Genomic DNA, 18626 nt, shown 5'->3' on the forward strand with positions numbered 1-18626 from the left:
GATCAAGGCGCGGGGGATGACATCTGATACGCTCGCGTCACGGTTCCGGGGGAATGTCCATGCAACGCAGGAATGAGCGGTTTGTCGAGCGCCTGCCGCTCGTGCTTCCAAGACCGGTCTATGGCTATGCGCTGAGCCTGCTGCTCTGCATGCTCGCCTGGCTGGCGCGTGTCGCGGCGGAAACGCTGCTGCCGGTCGGCTATCCTTTCGTCACCTTCTTCCCGGCGGTCATCCTCTCCTCCTTCCTGTTCGGGGTGCGTCCGGGCATCTTTGCCGCCATCGTCGGCGGCCTGCTGTCCTGGTATTGCTTCATCCCGCCATTCTATGCGCTGGCCTTCAACCCCGGCGTCGCCATGGCGCTGATCTTCTACACGATGGTCGTGGCCGTCGACATATTGCTCATCCACTTCATGCAGCGCGCCAATTTCAACCTGGCGGTGGAGCGAGAGCGCAGCCGCGCCCTGGCCGAGAATCGCGAATTATTGTTCCGCGAACTCCAGCACCGCGTGTCGAACAATCTTCAGGTGGTGGCCGCCATGCTCTCGCTTCAGCGGCGCCAGATCGACAATGATGTCGCCCGTCGCGCGCTGGACGATGCCGCCGCCCGCCTCGCCCTGATCGGCAAGATCAGTCGCGCCCTCTATGACCCCTCTGGGCAGGGGCAGGAACTGCGCGCCTTCATGGTCATGCTCTGCGCCGATATCGTCGATGCGTCCGGCCGCACCGATATCGATTGCACCATCTGCGCGCCCGATGGCCTGTCGCTGGAACCCGATGTCATCGTGCCGCTGGCGCTGATCGTGGCGGAATCGGTCAGCAACGCGATCGAACATGGCCTGCCCGATCGCGCCGGCCGCGTCGCGGTGACGCTGGAGCAGCAGGCGGACGGCGCGCTCCACCTGCGCATCGTCGACGACGGGCGCGGCCTGCCCGACGGGACCATGCCCGACGGACCGACCAGCATCGGCCTGCGCATCGCCGTCGCGCTGGCGCAGCAGCTTGGCGGCCGTTTCCGGCTGGAACCCGCGCCGGATGGCGGCGCCATGGCCTGCCTCGACCTGCCGCAACAGACGCGCTGACACGGCTTAACGTTCTGCAACATTCTGGCGCTTGGCGACGGCGATCCGCTCGGCTATGACCCGGCGCATGCTGACGAAAACCCTGACGCGCATCGGCGCGGCCACCACTCTGGTCCTGATCGCCTCGCCTGTGCTGACCGGCTGCTCCACATCGAAGAACAAGGCCGACACCCTCTACGTCGCCCGCGACGTGTCGACCCTCTACAACAGCGGCAAGGCCCGCCTCGATCGCGGCCAGTACAAGCTCGCCGCCGCGTTGTTCGATGAGGTCGAGCGCCAGCATCCCTATTCGCCCTGGGCGCGCCGCGCGCAGCTCATGTCGGCGTTCAGCTATTATATGAACCGCGACTATCCGGAATCGATCGCGGCCTCGCAGCGCTTCCTGTCGATCCACACCGGCAACAAGGACGCGCCCTACGCTTATTATCTGATCGCGCTGTGCTATTATGAGCAGATTGCCGACGTCACCCGCGACCAGAAGATCACGCAGCAGGCGATGGATGCGCTGGGCGAACTGATCCGCCGCTATCCCGACACCCGCTATGCCGCCGACGCCCGTCTGAAGGTCGACCTGGTGAATGACCACCTCGCCGGCAAGGAAATGGAGCTGGGCCGCTTCTACCAGCGCCGGGGCCAGTGGCTCGCCGCCACGTTGCGCTTCCGCACCGTGATCGACAAGTTCCAGACCACCACCCACACGCCCGAAGCGCTGGAGCGTCTGGTCGAATCCTATCTCTCGCTCGGCATCCCGGCCGAAGCGCAGAAGGCCGCCGCCGTGCTGGGGCGTAACTATCCCGGCACCAAATGGTATGAGCGCAGCTACAAGCTGATGCAGCAGCATCCGGTCAAGAGCTGAGGCGCACGCTTTATTTGTTCCCCTTTTGTGCGATGGCAGGTAGACAGGCGCCATGCTGACCTCGCTTGCCATCCGCAATGTCGTGCTGATCGAGGCGCTGGACCTGGAGTTCGGCGCCGGCCTGTCCGTCCTCACCGGTGAAACCGGCGCGGGCAAGTCGATCCTGCTCGATTCGCTGGGGCTGGCGCTCGGCGCCCGCGCCGACAGCGGCCTCGTCCGCGCTGGGGAGGCGCAGGCCAGCGTCACCGCCAGCTTCGATCCGCCGCCCGCCGGCCATCGTGCCGCGCTGCTGCTGGCCGACAATGGCATCGAGATCGAAGCCGGCGAACCGCTGCTGATCCGCCGCACGGTCAAGGCCGATGGCGGCAGCCGCGCCTTCATCAACGACCAGGCCTGTTCCGCCGCGTTGCTGCGCGACCTGGGCGGGGCGCTGGTCGAAATCCACGGCCAGCATGACGATCGCGGCCTGCTCAACGCCCGCGGCCACCGCGCGCTGCTTGACACCTATGGCCGGTGCGAGGCGGAGGCGGTCGCCACCGCTTACACCGCCTGGCGCGCCGCCGCCGCCGATCTGGCGCAGGCGCGCGATACCGTGGCCAATGCTGCGCGCGACCGCGACTATCTCGACCATGCCGTCGCCGAACTGTCGAAATTCGCGCCCGAAGCCGGCGAGGAAGCCACTCTGGCGGAGGAGCGCGCGACCATGCAGAAGGGCGCGCGCCTGTCCGATGACCTGTCCGCCGTCACCGATTGCCTGACCGGCTCGGACGGTGGCCTTGCCCAGTTGCGCCAGGCCGCCCGCCGGCTCGACCGGATCGCGGGCGAATATGAACCGCTCTCCGCCGTGCTGGAAGCGCTGGACCGCGCCGTGATTGAAGCGGGCGAGGCGGAGGACAAGCTGGCCGAGGCGGCCGAGGCGCTGAGCTTCGACCCCGCCCGGCTGGATACGATCGAGACCCGGCTGTTCGACCTGCGCGGCCTGGCCCGCAAGCATCAGGTCGCGCCCGACGATCTCGCCGCGCTGCGCGACGAGATGGGCGCGCGCCTCGCCGCGATCGAGGGCGGGGAGGAGCATATTGCCGCGCTCGAAGCCGATGTCGCGCGCAAGGCCGCAACCTATCGCGCAGCCGCCCAGGCGCTCTCGGCCGAGCGTCAGCTGGCCGCCGGCCGGCTCGACGCGGCGGTCGCGGGCGAACTGGCGCCGCTGAAGCTGGACGCCGCCCGCTTCCGCACTGTCGTAGCCCCGCTCGACGAAGGGCAATGGAGCGGCGCCGGCATGGACCGGGTTGAGTTCGAGATTTCGACCAATCCCGGCGCCCCCTTCGCGCCGCTCGCCAAGATCGCCTCGGGCGGCGAACTGTCCCGCTTCATCCTCGCTCTCAAGGTCGCGCTGGCGGAGCGGGGCGGGGCCGACACGCTGATCTTCGACGAGATCGACCGGGGCGTCGGCGGCGCGGTGGCCGATGCGATCGGCGAGCGCCTGTCGCGCCTGGCGCAGAGCAACCAGATTCTCGTCGTGACCCACAGCCCCCAGGTCGCGGCGCGCGGTGCCGGCCATATGCTGATCGCCAAGTCGAGCGACGGCACGGTGACGCGCACCGGCGTCCACGCGCTGAGCGATGGCGAACGTCGCGAGGAAATCGCCCGCATGCTCTCCGGCGCGGAAATCACCGCCGAAGCACGGGCGCAGGCGGAACGGCTGCTGGAACGAGCCTAAGACATTTCGTCATTGCTTCGCTACGCTCGCAATGACGAGGATAGGATAGCCGCATGACCCATAATCGCAGAGACATGCTCGGCCTGACCGCCGCGACGCTGGCCGCAACCGCCATGCCCGCCGCCGCGCAGGAGGCAAAGCCGCGCTACGGCCTGATCGGCCAGATGCTCAGCACGCCGGGCAAGCGCGACGAACTGGTCGGATATCTGAAAGACGCGATCGGCGCGATGCCCGGCTGCCTCTCCTATGTCGTGGCGCTCGACACCGCCAATCCCGACGCGCTCTGGATCACCGAAGTCTGGGACAGCCGCGAAAGCCATGCCGCTTCGCTGAAACTCCCCGCTGTCCGCGCCGCCATCGCCAGGGCGCGCCCGATCATCGCCGGCTTCCCCCAGCATTTTGAAACCGTGCCGGTGGCGGGAATCTGAATCCTGATATCATAGTGCCCGCCTTTGCAGGGCGCTCTCGACGAGGGCCTAGCGCATGCCACTTACGTTGGTTCAATTGCTATTTTCGATTCCCGTTACGTTAGGCGTTTTGTTTCTGCCGTTTCTCGTTGGAGGACTGCTTAAGAACCGTTCTTTGAAGCCACTTTTGATAGCTTATGTGATCGTCAGCGCGCTATTGGTGGCTCTTTTCTCTATCCTGGCCTTGTTTGAGCATCTGAATAAATGACTGACCCTACGCAAATGACCGAAGCCGAAGCCGCCAACCGCCTGATGCGCCTTGCCAGGGAGGTGGCGAAGCATAACCGCCTTTATCATGATCAGGATGAGCCGGAGATCAGCGACGCGGACTATGACGCGCTGATCCGCGAGAACAACGCACTCGAAGCGGCCTTCCCGCATCTGACCCGCGCCGACTCGCCCAACCGCCAAGTCGGCGCCGCCGCCACCTCGACGCTGAAGAAAGTGCCGCACGCGGTCCGCATGATGAGCCTCGACAATGGCTTTGCCGACGAGGATATCGCAGAGTTCGCCGCCCGCGTCCGCCGCTTCCTGGCGCTGGCCGAGGATGCGCCGGTGGCGATGACCGCCGAACCGAAGATCGATGGCCTGTCCTGTTCGCTGCGCTATGAGCAGGGCGAACTGGTGCTGGCCGCGACCCGCGGCGACGGCACCACGGGCGAGGATGTGACCGCCAATGTCCGCACCATCGCCGACATCCCGCAGCGCCTGACCGGCGAAGCCATCCCCGACCTGTTCGAGGTGCGGGGCGAGGTCTATATGGCCAAGGCGGATTTCGTCGCCCTCAACCAGCGGCTGCTGGACGAGGCGGAGGATGCCGACAAGGCGCGTCAGTTCGCCAACCCGCGCAACGCCGCCGCCGGGTCGCTGCGCCAGAAGGATGCCAGCGTCACCGCCAGCCGTCCCTTACGCTTCCTGGCCCATGGCTGGGGTGCCCATAGCGCGCTGCCCGCCGACACCCAGTTGGGCGTGATGCAGGCCATCGCGGGCTGGGGCCTGCCCGTGTCCGACATGCTGGTCTGCGTCGACAGCATCGACGCGATCCTGGCCCATTATCGCGCGATCGAGCGCGCGCGCGCCGACCTGCCCTTCGATATCGACGGCGTCGTCTACAAGGTCGACCGGCTCGACTGGCAGCAGCGGCTCGGCTTCGTGGCCAAGGCGCCGCGCTGGGCGATCGCCCATAAATTCCCGGCCGAACGCGCCCAGACCACGCTGGAGGTGATCGACATCCAGGTCGGCCGCACCGGCAAGCTGACCCCGGTCGGGCGCCTGACCCCGGTGACGGTCGGCGGCGTCGTCGTCTCCAACGTCACGCTGCACAATGCCGACGAGATCGAACGGCTGGGCGTGCGGCCGGGCGACCGCATCGTCGTCCAGCGCGCCGGCGACGTCATCCCGCAGGTGGTCGACAATCTGACGCGGGACGAAGCGCGTGAACCCTTTCCCTTCCCCACCCATTGCCCGGTTTGCGGATCGGAAGCGGTGCGCGAGGAGGAGGAAGTCGATTATCGCTGCACCGGCGGCCTGATCTGCGCCGCCCAGCGGTTCGAGCGGCTGCGCCATTTCGTCAGCCGCGCGGCGCTCGATATCGAGGGGCTGGGCGAAAAGACGATCGAGGAATTTCTCGACCTTGGCTGGATCAAGGAGCCGGCCGACATTTTCCGCCTGCGCACCCATGCCGGCGAACTGCTCGGGCGTGAGGGCTGGAAGGAAAAGTCGGTCGACAATCTGCTCGCCGCGATCGAGGCGAAGCGCGCGCCTGATGCCGCCAAGCTGCTGTTCGGCCTCGGCATCCGCCATATCGGCGCCGTCACCGCGCGCGATCTGCTCAAGCGCTACACCACGCTTCCTGCGCTGCGCACCCTGGCGGACGAGATCATTGCCCTGCGCGATCAGGAGCATGAGACCCAGGCCAAGAAGGACAAGGCCATCGCCGAGCATATCGGGGTCGAGAATGTCGGCGCCGCCGTGGGCCATGCGCTCGCCGATTTCTTCCATGAACCCCATAATGTCGAGGCGTGGGACGATCTCCTCTCCGAAGTGTCGCCGCCCGATTATGTCGTAGAGACCACCGCCAGCGCCGTCACCGGCAAGATCATCGTCTTCACCGGCAAGCTGGAGACGATGAGCCGCGACGAGGCCAAGGCACAGGCAGAGCGGCTGGGCGCCAAGGCGGCGGGATCGGTTAGCGCCAAGACCGATCTGGTCGTCGCTGGCCCCGGCGCGGGATCGAAGCTCAAACAGGCGACGGCGCTCGGCATCGAGGTGATTAGCGAAGAAGCCTGGGCTGACATTGTTAGGGCGGCAGGCTAGAGCATTTTCGAAGCAGATGGTATCATCTGCTGGCTCGGAAAATGCGGAAAATAAAAGGAAAGTAGAGCATAATCCATTCAGAATGAATGGATTATGCTCTATAGGGCGATCATCATGTCAAACAGCAACAACAGCGGCACCGTCCTGGTCGACGGCGCGCATTATGATTGGGAAGTGCGGCGCGAACCGCAATGGAGCGATGCCGATGGCTGGCGCGGCATGACCGTCGCCCTGCAGCAGCAGGGGACGCAGCGCGGCGCCGTGCTGGAATTTCCGCCGCCCAAGCGCCTGCTCAAAGGACTGGCGCGCGGCCGGCTCCAGATCAACGATGCCATCGTCGCGCGCGGCGTGCGGGCGGCGCTGGCGGCCGGCTGGGAACCGGAATCGCGCGGCAAGCCGATGCAGTTCATGGTCGACGCCGACGGCAATTGAAGCCGGCGCCCCGGCGCGGGCGCTATCGTTCACGCAAATTTACCCAATCTTATCGCGTGGGGGCGTAGGGCAGGGGGATGATGGGGCAGGGCAGGACGCGATTGCAGGAACTGGACGCGCTGCGTGGCATCGCGGCCTTTTCCGTGCTGCTCTTCCATTATTTCAACATCTACCCCAAGCTCTTCCCGCACGGTCATCGCCTGCCGCCTTTGTTCGAACATGGCGGCTATGGCGTGCTGCTCTTCTTCGCCATTTCCGGCTTCGTCATCGCCTTCTCGCTGGAAGGGACGCGCAGCGCCGCCGATTTCGCGGTCAAGCGCTTCGCTCGGCTTTTCCCGGTCTATTGGGCCGCGATGGCGCTTTCGATCGGCATCGTCCTGCTGCTCGGCGCTGGCCAGTTGCTGCCGCCCGCCTGGGTGATCCCGGTCAACATGACGATGCTGCAGGGCTATTTCTACCTGCCCGCGGTTGACGGCGTCTACTGGACGCTGGGTGTCGAACTCGCCTTCTATTGCTGCATGCTGGCGATCTGGATGGGGCGCGGCTTTGCCCGGCTCGAATGGCTGCTGCTCGGCTGGCTCGCGATCAAGGCCGCGATCGCCGGCTGGCACGCGATGCCCAGCCGCCTCGTCATGCTGCTGGTGCTCGACTATATCCCCTTCTTCATCATCGGCATGCTCTTCTACCGCATCTGGTCGGGCCATCGCCGCTGGGGCCAGCAGGCGCCCTTCTTCGTCGCGGCGCTGGCGACGATCGCCTGGGCCGACCCGCGCGAATATCTGGTCGCCGCGCTGCTGGTGATGGCGATCTTCGCCGCGATGCTGCGCGGCTGGCTGCCCTTCCTGCGCCATCGGCTGCTGCTCTGGCTGGGCGCGATCAGCTACGCGCTCTACCTCATCCATCATAATGCCGGGCTGGCGATCATGAACCTGGTCGACCGCGCCGGCCTGTCGACCTGGATCGGCTTCCTGCTGGCGACCGCAGCCTCGCTGCTGCTGGCAAGCGCGCTCACCTATGGCGTCGAGCGTCCCGCCGCCCGCCGCATCAACCGCTGGTGGCGCGACCGCACCGCGTCACAGGGCCAGCGCGCCACCCAGGCCGGTTAGGCGGCCTCTGCCTCGCGCGCGTCATGCGCCCGGCGGGCATCCATGATCGCGCCGACATGGCCCTCGGCCCAGCGGGTGATCTGGTCCAATATGCCGATCAGCCCCTGCGCCATCTCTGTCAGCCGATATTCCACCGTCACCGGCACCGTGGCATAGGCGGCGCGGCTCACCAGCCCGTCGCGCTCCAGGCTTTTCAATGTCTGCGACAGCATCTTCTGCGAGATCGCGCCGATCCGCCGGCGCAGATCGTTGAACCGCACTGGCCCGTCCTTCAACGTCAGCATCACCAGCACCGCCCATTTGTCGCCGATCCGGTCCAGCACATGGCGGGTCGGGCAATCGGGATCATAGGCGTCGCCAGTGCGGGGCAGGGGCGTGGGCGCAGTCATGGCAGGCGGTTTCCTCGGCGTAACCAGGTGATGGCAAAGTGCCTTCTTGCGATCATGATATCCCAATCGCTATCTGGTTTCCATCGGTAACTACCCATGGAGAATGGAACATGAAGATCGCGATCATCGGCGGCAGCGGCCGGGCAGGGCGGGAAATCAGCGCGGAACTGGCCCGCCGCGGCCATCAGGTGACGGCGATCTCGCGTCATCCCGAAAATGCGGTGCAGGATGCCGGCGTCACTGCCGTCGCCGGCGACATCAATGATGCCGCCGCGCTCAGTGCGCTGCTCGCCGGCCATGATGCAGTGGTCAGCGCCGTCATGTTCGCCGACACCGATCCGGCCGCGCTGGTCGGCGCGGTCCGTGCGTCGGGCGTGGCGCGCTATCTGGTGGTCGGCGGCGCCGGCAGCCTGGAGGTCGCGCCGGGCGTCAAGCTGATCGATACGCCGGAATTCCCCGAAGCCTATAAGGCGGAAGCCGGCCGGGGTGGCGATTTCCTCACCTATCTGCGCGGCGTGGCGGATCTCGACTGGACCTTCCTCTCGCCCTCCGCCCTGTTCTTCGTCGGTGATCGCAAGGGGACATTCCGTCTCGGCACCGATCAGTTGCTGGTCGATGGCGAGGGCAATAGCAGCATCTCCTATGCCGACTATGCCATCGCGCTCGCCGACGAGATCGAAACGCCGAAACATAGCCGCCAGCGCTTCACCGTGGGCTATTGACGAAATTCCTCCCCAAGCTTGGCTTGGGGAGGGGGACCGCCGCAGGCGGTGGAGGGGCCGGTGCATGACCGCGCATCTTCGCCCCTCCGTCCGTGCTTCCCGTTTCTCGACAGGCTCGAAACGAACGGAAGCTATGGAATGGGTGTCAGGCCACCCCCTCCAGCTTGACCTGCGTCCTGGTGGCAAAGTCGCCGGCGTCATGCCGCTCGTGCAGCTGATCCTCCAGCGGCCCGTTGGTCTTGTTGACGATCCGCCCGCGCTTCACCGCCGGGCGCGCATCGATCTGGTTCGCCCAGCGCAGCACATGGGTATAGCTGCCCGCGTCCAGAAATTCCGCTGCGCCATAGACCCGGTTCAGCAGCACGCCCGCATACCAGGGCCATATCGCAATATCGGCGATCGAATATTCGTCGCCGGCCAGATATTCGTTGTCCGCCAGATGCCGGTCCAGCACGTCCAGCTGCCGCTTCACTTCCATCGTGTAGCGGTTGATCGGATATTCGTATTTTTCCGGCGCATAGGCGAAGAAATGGCCAAAGCCGCCGCCCAGGATCGGCGCGCTGCCCATCTGCCAGAACAGCCAGCTCAGTGCCGCGGTGCGCTTGGCCGGATCGGTCGGCAGGAACTTGCCGAACTTCTCGGCCAGATAGAGCAGGATCGCGCCGGATTCGAACACGCGCTGCGGCGGCGACACGCTATGGTCCATCAGCGCGGGGATCTTGCTGTTGGGATTGACCTCGACAAAGCCGCTGCCGAACTGGTCGCCATCGCCGATGCGGATCAGCCAGGCATCATATTCGGCCTGCGTGACGCCCGCCTCCAGCAACTCCTCCAGCAGGATCGTCACCTTCTGCCCATTGGGCGTGCCCAGCGAATAGAGCTGCAGCGGATGCGGGCCGACCGGCAACGGCTTGTCATGGGTAGCGCCGGCGATCGGCCGATTGATATTAGCAAAGGCACCGCCCTTGTCCTTGTCCCAAATCCAGACGGCGGGCGGGGTATAGCTGTCGGTCATGCGGGCATCGCTCCGATAAATCTCTGATGCCCGGCAGGTAGGAACGGCGTTCGCCCGCCGCAACCGAGCGCCGCTCAACCGCTGTTGATTATTTCTGCTATTCCGCTGCCTGCGTCCGCACCACCAGCACGCTGACCGGCGACTGGTGGATGATCGCCGACGCATTGGACCCCAACAGCTTGGACGTGAGCGAGGGCTGGTGCGATCCGATCACCACCAGGTCGGCCTTCAGCCGCGCCGCCTCGCTCAGCACCTCGTCGCGCACCCGCCCGCGCCGGGTCAGGAAATGGGTGCGATCGGGCGCCAGCCCGGCCTCGCTCGCCCATGTCTTCATCGCCGCCAGCGCATCGCGCTCCTCATTCTCGTCGAAACTGCCGTCCAGCAGCTCGGAATAGCGGGTCGGCAGATAATAGCGGACATAGAGCAGATGGACGACGCCCTGGTTCCCCGCCACATCGGCCGCGCCGGCAATGGCGGCACGGGCGAGATTGGGGGCGTTGACATCGACGGCGGCGACGATCGTGGCGTAGGACATGGCGCTCTCCTCTTATCGCTTATACGCAATCCAACCACCGACGCGCGCGCGGGATGCTCCAGCCATCAAAGATTCCCGACCCGACATGAATAAGGATATGCCGCAATCGCCGGGCAATGGGGCAGGGGGCAAGCCGGGCCATTCCCACCCGTCGCTGAGATGGCGGAGTGGGGTGGGAAGCTGACCACCTGTTTCACAGCGTCATCCCCGCGCAGGCGGGGATCCATCTCACCAGCTTCGGACCAGATGCGAGGTCAGGAGATGGATTCCCGCCTGCGCGGGAATGACGAATAGGGTGGGAACAAGACATAGCCCCTCCCTTCCAGGGAGGGGTTGGGGTGGGTTGCGAGCGTAGCGAGCTTCTGCCCTATCGACCGTAGACCGCCGCTACGCGGCGCACCCACCCCCGGCCCCTCCCTGGAAGGGAGGGGAGTAGGAAACGTCCGCTTCTGGTCGTCAGCCGTCAAAGCCGGATATCGTCATTGCGAGCGGAGCGAAGCAATCCACTGGCGCGAGATGGATTGCTTCGCTCCACTCGCAATGACGGGAGATGCTCGCTTCGCGCCACCCTATCCTACATGCCCGATTTCTGATCTACCCTGCGCGATGGACCAGCGCCTTTCTCCGCATCGCCGCCTCTGCCTCGCCTGTAGCCTGATCGACGCGCGGCAGGCGCATAGGTGGCGCGTCGCCGTCGCCTCGCCGGCGCATGACGGGCGCGCGCCGCTGACCCACGCCCCCACACCCCCGACGCGCGGCAGGCGCGCAGTCGACGCGTTCCCGGCGCGTTGGCGGTGCAAAAGGCCCGGAAACCCCGTTTACACTGTGAACTTCGACAGGCGCGTGGCCCTGTGCTGTTACCCGTCCTGCCGTCTGTCGCGTCGCAATCGTCGTGCGGTCCGTCGCGCCCGGCATGACGGGGCGGGGTGATTGCGCTATGGCCCACACGCCGGTCCGATCGATCCCCGATCCATCGGGACGGCGAAAATTTTTATCCCGTCCCGCCCTTGACCGGCGAAACGACTTTTCCATATGCATGCCGCTAGCACTCTCCATCCGCGAGTGCTAACAAGTGAGAGAGTTCATCGGGAGAAGGACAAGGCGGGGCACAATATCGCACGGGGGCATTCCTCTTGCGGGCCGCGCCGGACCCATCCCAGCACAAAGGGAAAGGCAATCATCATGGCATTCCGTCCGTTGCATGACCGCGTTCTCGTTCGCCGCATTGAAGCGGAAGCGAAGACGGCCGGTGGCATCATCATCCCCGACACCGCCAAGGAAAAGCCGCAGGAAGGCGAAATCGTCTCCGTCGGTTCGGGTTCGAAGGCCGAAGACGGCAAGGTCACTCCGCTGGACGTCAAGGCCGGCGATCGCGTGCTGTTCGGCAAGTGGTCGGGCACCGAAGTCAAGGTCGACGGTGAAGACCTGCTCATCATGAAGGAATCGGACATTCTGGGTATTGTCGCCTAACCGACTCCCTGAATTTCGGTTTTCCATTTTTCCCTATTTTCAAAGGAATTAGATCATGGCAGCGAAGGACGTAAAGTTTTCGCGTGACGCTCGTGAGCGCATCCTGCGCGGCGTCGACATCCTGGCCGACGCGGTCAAGGTGACCCTGGGCCCGAAGGGCCGCAACGTCGTCATCGACAAGAGCTTCGGCGCGCCCCGCATCACCAAGGACGGCGTCAGCGTCGCCAAGGAAATCGAACTGAAGGACAAGTTCGAGAATATGGGTGCCCAGATGGTCCGCGAAGTCGCTTCGAAGACCAACGACATCGCCGGTGACGGCACCACCACCGCGACCGTCCTGGCCCAGGCCATCGTGCGCGAAGGCATGAAGTCGGTTGCCGCCGGCATGAACCCGATGGACCTGAAGCGCGGCATCGATCTCGCCGTCGCCAAGGTTGTCGAGGACATCCAGTCGCGTTCGAAGCCGGTTGCCGGTTCGGCCGAAGTGGCCCAGGTCGGCATCATCTCGGCCAATGGCGACAAGGAAGTCGGCGAGAAGATCGCCGAAGCCATGGAAAAGGTCGGCAAGGAAGGCGTCATCACCGTGGAAGAGGCCAAGGGTCTCGACTTCGAGCTGGACGTTGTCGAAGGCATGCAGTTCGACCGCGGCTACCTGTCGCCCTACTTCATCACCAACCCGGAAAAGATGGCCGTCGAGCTGGCTGATCCGTACATCCTGATCCACGAGAAGAAGCTCTCGAATCTGCAGTCGATCCTGCCGATCCTGGAAGCCGTGGTGCAGTCGGGCCGTCCGCTCCTCATCATCGCCGAGGACATTGAAGGCGAAGCGCTGGCGACCCTGGTCGTCAACAAGCTGCGCGGCGGCCTGAAGGTTGCTGCGGTCAAGGCACCGGGCTTCGGCGATCGCCGCAAGGCCATGCTGGAAGACATCGCCGTCCTGACCAAGGGCGAAGTGATCTCGGAAGACCTGGGCATCAAGCTCGAAAACGTCACCCTGGGCATGCTGGGCACCGCCAAGCGCGTCACCATCGACAAGGACAACACCACCATCGTCGATGGCGCCGGTGATGCCGACTCGATCAAGGGCCGTACCGAGCAGATCCGTGCGCAGATCGAAGTCACCACTTCGGACTATGACCGTGAAAAGCTGCAGGAACGCCTGGCCAAGCTGGCTGGCGGCGTTGCCGTCATCAAGGTTGGCGGTGCGACCGAAGTCGAAGTGAAGGAGCGCAAGGATCGCGTCGACGACGCCCTGCACGCGACCCGCGCTGCCGTCGAAGAAGGCATCGTTCCCGGTGGTGGCACCGCGCTGCTCTACGCGACCAAGGTTCTCGAAGGCGTCGCTGGCGCCAATGACGACCAGACCCGCGGTATCGACATCGTTCGCAAGTCGCTGACGGCCCTGGTTCGCCAGATCGCCGCCAACGCCGGCCATGACGGTGCTGTCGTCTCGGGCAAGCTGCTCGACCAGACCGACACCTCGTTCGGCTTCAACGCGTCGACCGACACCTATGAAAACCTGGTTGCCGCTGGCGTCATCGACCCGACCAAGGTCGTGCGCACCGCGCTCCAGAACGCTGCCTCGGTTGCTGGTCTGCTGATCACCACCGAAGCCGCGGTTTCGGAACTGCCCGAAGACAAGCCCGCCATGCCCGCCATGCCGGGTGGCATGGGCGGCATGGGCGGCATGGACTTCTAAAAGCGATCGTAGCGGGTGGGCAACGCCCGCCCGCGGTTCGATCGCGACTTCAAAGAAGTTCTCGCTCACGCGACAAGAAAAGGGCCGGTGGAGCGATCCGCCGGCCTTTTTCGTGCCCGTCCTTTCCGCTGTCCTACAGCCCGTTTCCGGCCCCATATGACGCTGCCTTGGCCGGGAAGGGGCAGGGGGATATTGTTGATCGGGCAGCGGAATTGATCTGCTTTGGTGGGCATCCGGTTTACCAAATCTCAAGGCTGATCCGCCACTATGCTGGCACGTGTCACGCCTCGTCCGCCATCTGTGCGCAGTCCTGCGCGCGCGCTTTGCGCCCCGTACCCAGCAGAATGCTGAGGTGCAGGACAGTCTCGTCAAGGCGCTTTACGCCTCCCCGGCATCGCTGCTTTCCGGCGCGATTTCAGGAGGTTCGCTCAGTATCGTGATCGCCTGGCAGGCCCATGTCCTGACCATGCACATCATCGCCGCGCTGGTCCTGATCGTGGGAATCAGTCGCTCCATTTCGGCCGTCTATTTCCAGCGCGCGCTGGCGCATCAGGATGGTCCAGCGCGTCCGATCTGGGGGGTCGCCTATGAAATGGGCGCCTGGATCTATGCCGCGCTGCTCGGGCTTCAGTCGCTCGCGACCCTGACGATCAGCCAGGATGCGACGTTGCATGTGCTGGCCGTCGGCATGGTCGCCTCCTATGCGGGCGGCATTTCCGGCCGCAATGCCGGCCGGGTCCATGTCGCGGTCGGCCAGACCTGCTTCACCATGTTGCCGACCTCCATCGGCCTGCTGATCGCCGGTGGCGTCGGCTATGTCGTGCTTGGCGTGCTCTGCTTCCTGATGATCTTCGCCATGGCGGAAATCACAAAGACCACCCATCGCATCGTGCTGGAAGCGATGCAGGGCAAGCAGGAGAAGAGCAACCTCGCGATCAAGTTCGAGCGGCTGGCCCGTTATGACAGCCTGACCGGCGTGGAAAACCGCATGGCGATGCAGATGCGGCTGCGCGACCTGTTCGACAATCGCATTTCCGATGCGGATCAGACCGCCGTCCTGTGGATGGACCTCGATCGGTTCAAGGAAATCAACGACACGCTGGGCCATATCGTCGGCGACCAGCTTCTGTGCCAGGTGGCCGAACGGCTGACCCGCGCGCTCGACCGGCGCGGTCATGTCGCGCGCTTCGGCGGCGACGAGTTCGTGTTGATCTGCCCCGGCGTCAGCCGCATCCAGGCCGAAGTGATCGCAGGCGACATCACCCGCATTCTGGCCGGCGATTTCGAGGTTGGCGGCCATCACCTGACCATCTCCGCCTCGATGGGCATTGCCGTCGCACCGGAAGATGGCGCCGATGGCGACGAACTGCTGCAGCATGCCGATCTGGCCCTCTACAAGGCCAAGCATGCCGGGCGGAACCGCCATGCCCAGTTCGACTGGACCATGAAGGAGCGGCAGAACCGCACCTATGAGCTCGAGACCGGGCTGCGCAGCGCGCTCGCCAATGGCGAACTGCAACTTCATTATCAGCCGATCTTCGATACCGAGACTGGGCGGATCACCATCTGCGAGGCGCTGATGCGCTGGCAGCATCCCGAACTGGGCTGGATTTCCCCGGCCGAGTTCATCCCGATCGCCGAAAGTTCGGCCCTGATCGAGCCGATGACCAACTGGGCACTGGCCCAGGCGTGCCGCGACGCGATGGGCTGGGACGAGGATATTCGGGTCGCGGTCAATATCTCGCCCGCGCTCATCAAGACCGACGGCCTGCCGCGCGCGGTCATTTCCGCGCTGCTCCAGTCGGGGCTCAAGGCGCGCCGGCTGGAGCTGGAAGTCACCGAATCCATCTTCCTGGAAGATGACCGCCGCACCCATCTGATCCTGAGCGAATTGCGCCGCATCGGCCTGCGCCTCGCGCTCGACGATTTCGGCACCGGCTATTCCTCGCTGGGCGCCCTGCGCACCCATGAGTTCGACACGATCAAGGTCGATCAGAGCTTCATGCGCGGCGTCGGTGAAAATCCCCGCGACCGGGCGATCGCCCAGTCCGTCGCCTATCTGGCCCGCGCGCTGGAGGTGGAGACGGTGGCCGAGGGGATCGAGACCGAGGAACAGTTGCGCTACGCCCGCGAAACCGGCTTCACCAACGTCCAGGGCTTCGTCCTCAGCCGGCCAGTCCCGATCGGCGAGTTGCAGGCCCTGCTCAACCGCAACAGGGCCGATGTCCATGACATGGCGGCGCTGATCCGCCAGCGCCGCCTGGCCTGATCCTTATTTGGTGAGGCGCGTCTGGGCCGACGCCAGCCGCCGCATCATGCGGATATCCTTGAGGTCGGTCTTGAGCGCCGAAGCGGCCCAATTCTCGACAATATCCTTCAGTTCGTCATGGTGCAGGGGATCGACCCGGCGCCCGGCTTCATAGACGCCGACATGGCCGGCATGATGCGGTCGATTGCGGGCGACGAAATCGCGTACAGCCGCTTCACCCTCGCCATCCTCCACCAGCGTATGGACGATGCCCATGTCGAACATCTCTTCCGCGGTGAAGACCTTGCCCGACAGGATCATACGCTCGGCCGCCAGCCGGCCCAGCTTGCGCGACAGGATCGAATAGGCGCCCATGCCGGGGAACAGGCCGAACAGCATTTCGGGCAGGCCGAAACGGGCGCTGCGCTCGGCGATCACCACGTCGAAACAGAGCAGCGCCTCGAACCCGCCGCCCAGCGCATCGCCCTGCGCCAGCGCGATCGATACCACCGGCATGTCGCCATTGCGCCAGGTGCGATGGACCACGTCGATGCAGGCATGGCCATATTGGACCAGGCCGGGCAGGTCGCCGCGCTCGATGCAGCCGGCGAACAGTTCCAGGTCGCCGCCCAGGTTGAACACGCCGGGGAAGCGGGAGCCGGCCACCATATATTTGACCGGCAATTGGCCGGCATCGAACAGCCGCTTGGTCTCGGCATACCAGTAGCGGACGTCGCGCAGCATGGTCATGCTGAAATTGGGTCGATTGGCCGGCGTCATGAATGCCCAGAGTGTTTCGGATTCGGCCTCCCACTGCACGTCGATCTGGCCCAGGTCGAATAGTTGGGAAGGGGCGGGGGATGACGTTACGGCATCCTCGCCAAAGCTTTCGATCTCGAATGCCGCTTCGACCTCGGTCGCGCGCTCGTCAGCTGCACTAAAGCGTCCTGAATCAATCATGTGCGCCCCATTTTTCTCTTGAATCTGAACCTTCGACGGTCGGCGCTCATGATGCAGTGCGGGACAAATAGTTGACAGATCATTAACCATTTTTATCCGCAACTGTTGCCCGGAAAGCGCGGTAAATGCGCCGAAATGGAGATTGTTGTTGCGATATCGCAACAGAAATTTTCGTTTCCGCTTTTCAGCCCCTCGGCTCAGCCCTTTGTTAACCATTGTTAATTAGGGCGGTCGCATGGACATGCATCGCCTTCCGGCCCGCAAGAATGTGACACTCACGCTACAGGATGCGCAGGGCCAGCCCTGGACCTTGCGCCTGTCCACCGATTGTCTGCGCTTCATCGGCCGCTATCGCCGGGTCGAGGGGTTCGATATCGACGCGATGACCCTGTTCGACGGCGTCCGCCGGGCCGGCTGAAACGGCGCTCCGACCGCGCTGCTCTTGTGCGCGCGGGCGTTCGCTCCTAGAGCGCGGCGATGACCAAGCCCCGCTTTTCCTTCTCGATCGCCGCCACCGACGGCAAGGCCCGCACCGGCACGATCCAGATGCGCCGCGGCGAGATCCGCACGCCCGCCTTCATGCCGGTCGGCACCGCCGCCACCGTCAAGGCGATGCGCCCGGCCGAAGTGCGCGCCACCGGTGCCGACATCATCCTGGGCAATACCTATCATCTGATGCTGCGCCCCGGCGCCGAACGCATGGCGCGGCTGGGCGGGCTGCACGGCTTCATGGGCTGGGACCGGCCGATCCTGACCGACAGCGGCGGCTATCAGGTGATGAGCCTCAGCGCCCTTACCAAGATGAGCGAGGAGGGGGTCGCCTTCTCCAGCCATCTCGACGGCTCCAAGCATATGCTCAGCCCCGAGCGCTCGATGGAGATCCAACGGCTGCTCGACAGCGACATCGTCATGGCCTTTGACGAATGCACCAAGAATGGCTGCACCCATGACGAGGCCGCCAGGTCGATGGAGCGATCGATGCGCTGGGCCAAGCGCTCGCGCGACGGCTTCGATGCGGGCGGCGACCATGCCGAGCGTGCGGCGCTGTTCGGCATCCAGCAGGGCTCGCTCAACGAAGGGCTGCGCAGGATTTCGGCGGAAAAGCTGATCGAGATCGGCTTTGACGGCTATGCCGTGGGCGGCCTGGCGGTGGGCGAGGGGCAGGAGGCGATGTTCGCCACGCTCGGCTTCGCGCCCGACATGCTGCCGCAGGACAAGCCGCGCTACCTGATGGGCGTGGGCAAGCCCGACGACATCGTCGGCGCCGTGGAGCGCGGTATCGACATGTTCGATTGCGTGCTGCCGACCCGGTCGGGCCGCAATGGCCAGGCCTTCACCTGGGCCGGCCCGCTCAACATCCGCAATGCCAAGTTCAACGAGGATCTGGGCCCGCTCGATCCGCGCTGCGGCTGCCCGGTTTGCGCGACCTGGAGCCGCGCCTATCTCCATCATCTGGTGAAGTCGGGCGAGATGCTGGGCGCGATGCTGATGACCCAGCATAACATCCATTTCTATCAGGAACTGATGCAGGGCCTGCGCGACAATATTGCGGCCGGCACATTGTCGGCCTTCACGGCCGATTTCCGCCGCGACTATCAGCGGGTCTGACGGTTTT

At 64.9% G+C, this 18626-nt stretch carries 17 protein-coding genes; 13 read left to right on the forward strand and 4 right to left on the reverse strand.

All coding sequences use genetic code 11. The features are described 5' to 3' along the window. Positions 1 to 59 precede the first annotated feature (59 nt). From ACI6S0_RS03035 to ACI6S0_RS03065, 7 genes are all read left to right on the forward strand, one after another. Positions 60 to 1079 carry a sensor histidine kinase gene (locus ACI6S0_RS03035; RefSeq protein ID WP_434404901.1) on the forward strand — a complete coding sequence of 340 codons (1020 nt, stop codon included), beginning with the start codon at positions 60 to 62 and terminating at the stop codon, positions 1077 to 1079. A 67-nt stretch (positions 1080 to 1146) separates the two neighbouring features. Then, positions 1147 to 1935, forward strand: a complete 789-nt coding sequence (locus tag ACI6S0_RS03040) for an outer membrane protein assembly factor BamD (protein WP_037492082.1) — start codon at positions 1147 to 1149, stop codon at positions 1933 to 1935. A 52-nt stretch (positions 1936 to 1987) separates the two neighbouring features. Further along, the gene (gene recN, locus ACI6S0_RS03045) at positions 1988 to 3652 is read left to right on the forward strand and encodes a DNA repair protein RecN (protein ID WP_434404902.1); all 1665 of its coding nucleotides are present in this window, start codon (positions 1988 to 1990) and stop codon (positions 3650 to 3652) included. Between the two features lie 53 nt (positions 3653 to 3705). After that, the gene (locus ACI6S0_RS03050) at positions 3706 to 4080 is read left to right on the forward strand and encodes a putative quinol monooxygenase (RefSeq protein ID WP_434404903.1); all 375 of its coding nucleotides are present in this window, start codon (positions 3706 to 3708) and stop codon (positions 4078 to 4080) included. A gap of 243 nt (positions 4081 to 4323) precedes the next feature. Next, positions 4324 to 6435: an NAD-dependent DNA ligase LigA gene (gene ligA, locus ACI6S0_RS03055; RefSeq protein WP_434404904.1), complete on the forward strand. Its 2112-nt coding sequence runs from the start codon at positions 4324 to 4326 to the stop codon at positions 6433 to 6435. Positions 6436 to 6549: 114 nt separating this feature from the next. Beyond that, positions 6550 to 6867 carry a hypothetical protein gene (locus ACI6S0_RS03060; protein ID WP_004211293.1) on the forward strand — a complete coding sequence of 106 codons (318 nt, stop codon included), beginning with the start codon at positions 6550 to 6552 and terminating at the stop codon, positions 6865 to 6867. Positions 6868 to 6944: 77 nt separating this feature from the next. Further along, positions 6945 to 7973: an acyltransferase family protein gene (locus tag ACI6S0_RS03065; protein WP_159365610.1), complete on the forward strand. Its 1029-nt coding sequence runs from the start codon at positions 6945 to 6947 to the stop codon at positions 7971 to 7973. Here ACI6S0_RS03065 and ACI6S0_RS03070 read toward each other — a convergent pair. After that, entirely contained in the window at positions 7970 to 8362 is a 393-nt protein-coding gene (locus ACI6S0_RS03070) for a winged helix-turn-helix transcriptional regulator (protein WP_434404906.1), read from the reverse strand. The genes ACI6S0_RS03065 and ACI6S0_RS03070 overlap by 4 nt on opposite strands. Positions 8363 to 8472: 110 nt before the next feature. Here ACI6S0_RS03070 and ACI6S0_RS03075 point away from each other — a divergent pair, with 110 nt between their 5' ends. After that, positions 8473 to 9084: an NAD(P)-dependent oxidoreductase gene (locus ACI6S0_RS03075; protein WP_434404907.1), complete on the forward strand. Its 612-nt coding sequence runs from the start codon at positions 8473 to 8475 to the stop codon at positions 9082 to 9084. Between the two features lie 145 nt (positions 9085 to 9229). Here the strand turns inward: ACI6S0_RS03075 and yghU are convergent, their stop codons facing one another. Together yghU and ACI6S0_RS03085 are read right to left on the reverse strand one after the other, a co-directional pair. Further along, positions 9230 to 10099, reverse strand: coding sequence for a glutathione-dependent disulfide-bond oxidoreductase (yghU, locus tag ACI6S0_RS03080; RefSeq protein ID WP_434404908.1), 870 nt, complete (start codon positions 10097 to 10099; stop codon positions 9230 to 9232). 97 nt (positions 10100 to 10196) lie between these two features. After that, positions 10197 to 10634 carry a universal stress protein gene (locus ACI6S0_RS03085; RefSeq protein WP_434404909.1) on the reverse strand — a complete coding sequence of 146 codons (438 nt, stop codon included), beginning with the start codon at positions 10632 to 10634 and terminating at the stop codon, positions 10197 to 10199. Between the two features lie 1182 nt (positions 10635 to 11816). Between ACI6S0_RS03085 and groES the strand changes: the two genes are divergently transcribed. The 3 genes from groES to ACI6S0_RS03100 all read left to right on the forward strand — a co-directional run bounded on the left by groES (position 11817) and on the right by ACI6S0_RS03100 (position 16072). Further along, positions 11817 to 12104 (forward strand): co-chaperone GroES, encoded by a 288-nt coding sequence (gene groES, locus ACI6S0_RS03090; protein ID WP_004211301.1) that lies wholly within the window; start codon positions 11817 to 11819, stop codon positions 12102 to 12104. Positions 12105 to 12159: 55 nt separating this feature from the next. Further along, positions 12160 to 13803, forward strand: coding sequence for a chaperonin GroEL (groL, locus tag ACI6S0_RS03095; protein WP_004211302.1), 1644 nt, complete (start codon positions 12160 to 12162; stop codon positions 13801 to 13803). Positions 13804 to 14080: 277 nt separating this feature from the next. Beyond that, positions 14081 to 16072, forward strand: a complete 1992-nt coding sequence (locus tag ACI6S0_RS03100; protein WP_434404910.1) for a putative bifunctional diguanylate cyclase/phosphodiesterase — start codon at positions 14081 to 14083, stop codon at positions 16070 to 16072. A gap of 3 nt (positions 16073 to 16075) precedes the next feature. On the opposite strand, the gene ACI6S0_RS03105 is transcribed toward ACI6S0_RS03100, so the two are convergent. Next, entirely contained in the window at positions 16076 to 17011 is a 936-nt protein-coding gene (locus ACI6S0_RS03105) for a crotonase/enoyl-CoA hydratase family protein (protein WP_004211306.1), read from the reverse strand. Positions 17012 to 17246: 235 nt separating this feature from the next. On the opposite strand from ACI6S0_RS03105, the gene ACI6S0_RS03110 reads away from it, so the two are divergent. After that, a complete protein-coding gene (locus tag ACI6S0_RS03110; protein ID WP_004211308.1) occupies positions 17247 to 17429 on the forward strand; it encodes a hypothetical protein in 183 nt (60 codons plus the stop codon). Positions 17430 to 17488: 59 nt separating this feature from the next. Further along, positions 17489 to 18619, forward strand: a complete 1131-nt coding sequence (gene tgt, locus ACI6S0_RS03115) for a tRNA guanosine(34) transglycosylase Tgt (RefSeq protein WP_434404911.1) — start codon at positions 17489 to 17491, stop codon at positions 18617 to 18619. The last annotated feature ends 7 nt before the right edge of the window (positions 18620 to 18626 follow it).

Source organism: Sphingobium sp. DN12, assembly GCF_051058005.1.
In the GTDB taxonomy this organism is placed as follows: Bacteria; Pseudomonadota; Alphaproteobacteria; order Sphingomonadales; family Sphingomonadaceae; genus Sphingobium; species Sphingobium yanoikuyae.

Excerpts from the sequence above, each read along its gene's own strand:
- ACI6S0_RS03035 (WP_434404901.1), top strand. The coding sequence starts at position 60 with ATGCAACGCAGGAATGAGCGGTTTGTCGAGCGCCTGCCGCTCGTGCTT.
- ACI6S0_RS03040 (WP_037492082.1), top strand. The coding sequence starts at position 1,147 with ATGCTGACGAAAACCCTGACGCGCATCGGCGCGGCCACCACTCTGGTC.
- recN (WP_434404902.1), top strand. The coding sequence starts at position 1,988 with ATGCTGACCTCGCTTGCCATCCGCAATGTCGTGCTGATCGAGGCGCTG.
- ACI6S0_RS03050 (WP_434404903.1), top strand. The coding sequence starts at position 3,706 with ATGACCCATAATCGCAGAGACATGCTCGGCCTGACCGCCGCGACGCTG.
- ligA (WP_434404904.1), top strand. The coding sequence starts at position 4,324 with ATGACTGACCCTACGCAAATGACCGAAGCCGAAGCCGCCAACCGCCTG.
- ACI6S0_RS03060 (WP_004211293.1), top strand. The coding sequence starts at position 6,550 with ATGTCAAACAGCAACAACAGCGGCACCGTCCTGGTCGACGGCGCGCAT.
- ACI6S0_RS03065 (WP_159365610.1), top strand. The coding sequence starts at position 6,945 with ATGATGGGGCAGGGCAGGACGCGATTGCAGGAACTGGACGCGCTGCGT.
- ACI6S0_RS03070 (WP_434404906.1), bottom strand. The coding sequence starts at position 8,362 with ATGACTGCGCCCACGCCCCTGCCCCGCACTGGCGACGCCTATGATCCC.
- ACI6S0_RS03075 (WP_434404907.1), top strand. The coding sequence starts at position 8,473 with ATGAAGATCGCGATCATCGGCGGCAGCGGCCGGGCAGGGCGGGAAATC.
- yghU (WP_434404908.1), bottom strand. The coding sequence starts at position 10,099 with ATGACCGACAGCTATACCCCGCCCGCCGTCTGGATTTGGGACAAGGAC.
- ACI6S0_RS03085 (WP_434404909.1), bottom strand. The coding sequence starts at position 10,634 with ATGTCCTACGCCACGATCGTCGCCGCCGTCGATGTCAACGCCCCCAAT.
- groES (WP_004211301.1), top strand. The coding sequence starts at position 11,817 with ATGGCATTCCGTCCGTTGCATGACCGCGTTCTCGTTCGCCGCATTGAA.
- groL (WP_004211302.1), top strand. The coding sequence starts at position 12,160 with ATGGCAGCGAAGGACGTAAAGTTTTCGCGTGACGCTCGTGAGCGCATC.
- ACI6S0_RS03105 (WP_004211306.1), bottom strand. The coding sequence starts at position 17,011 with ATGATTGATTCAGGACGCTTTAGTGCAGCTGACGAGCGCGCGACCGAG.
- ACI6S0_RS03110 (WP_004211308.1), top strand. The coding sequence starts at position 17,247 with ATGGACATGCATCGCCTTCCGGCCCGCAAGAATGTGACACTCACGCTA.
- tgt (WP_434404911.1), top strand. The coding sequence starts at position 17,489 with ATGACCAAGCCCCGCTTTTCCTTCTCGATCGCCGCCACCGACGGCAAG.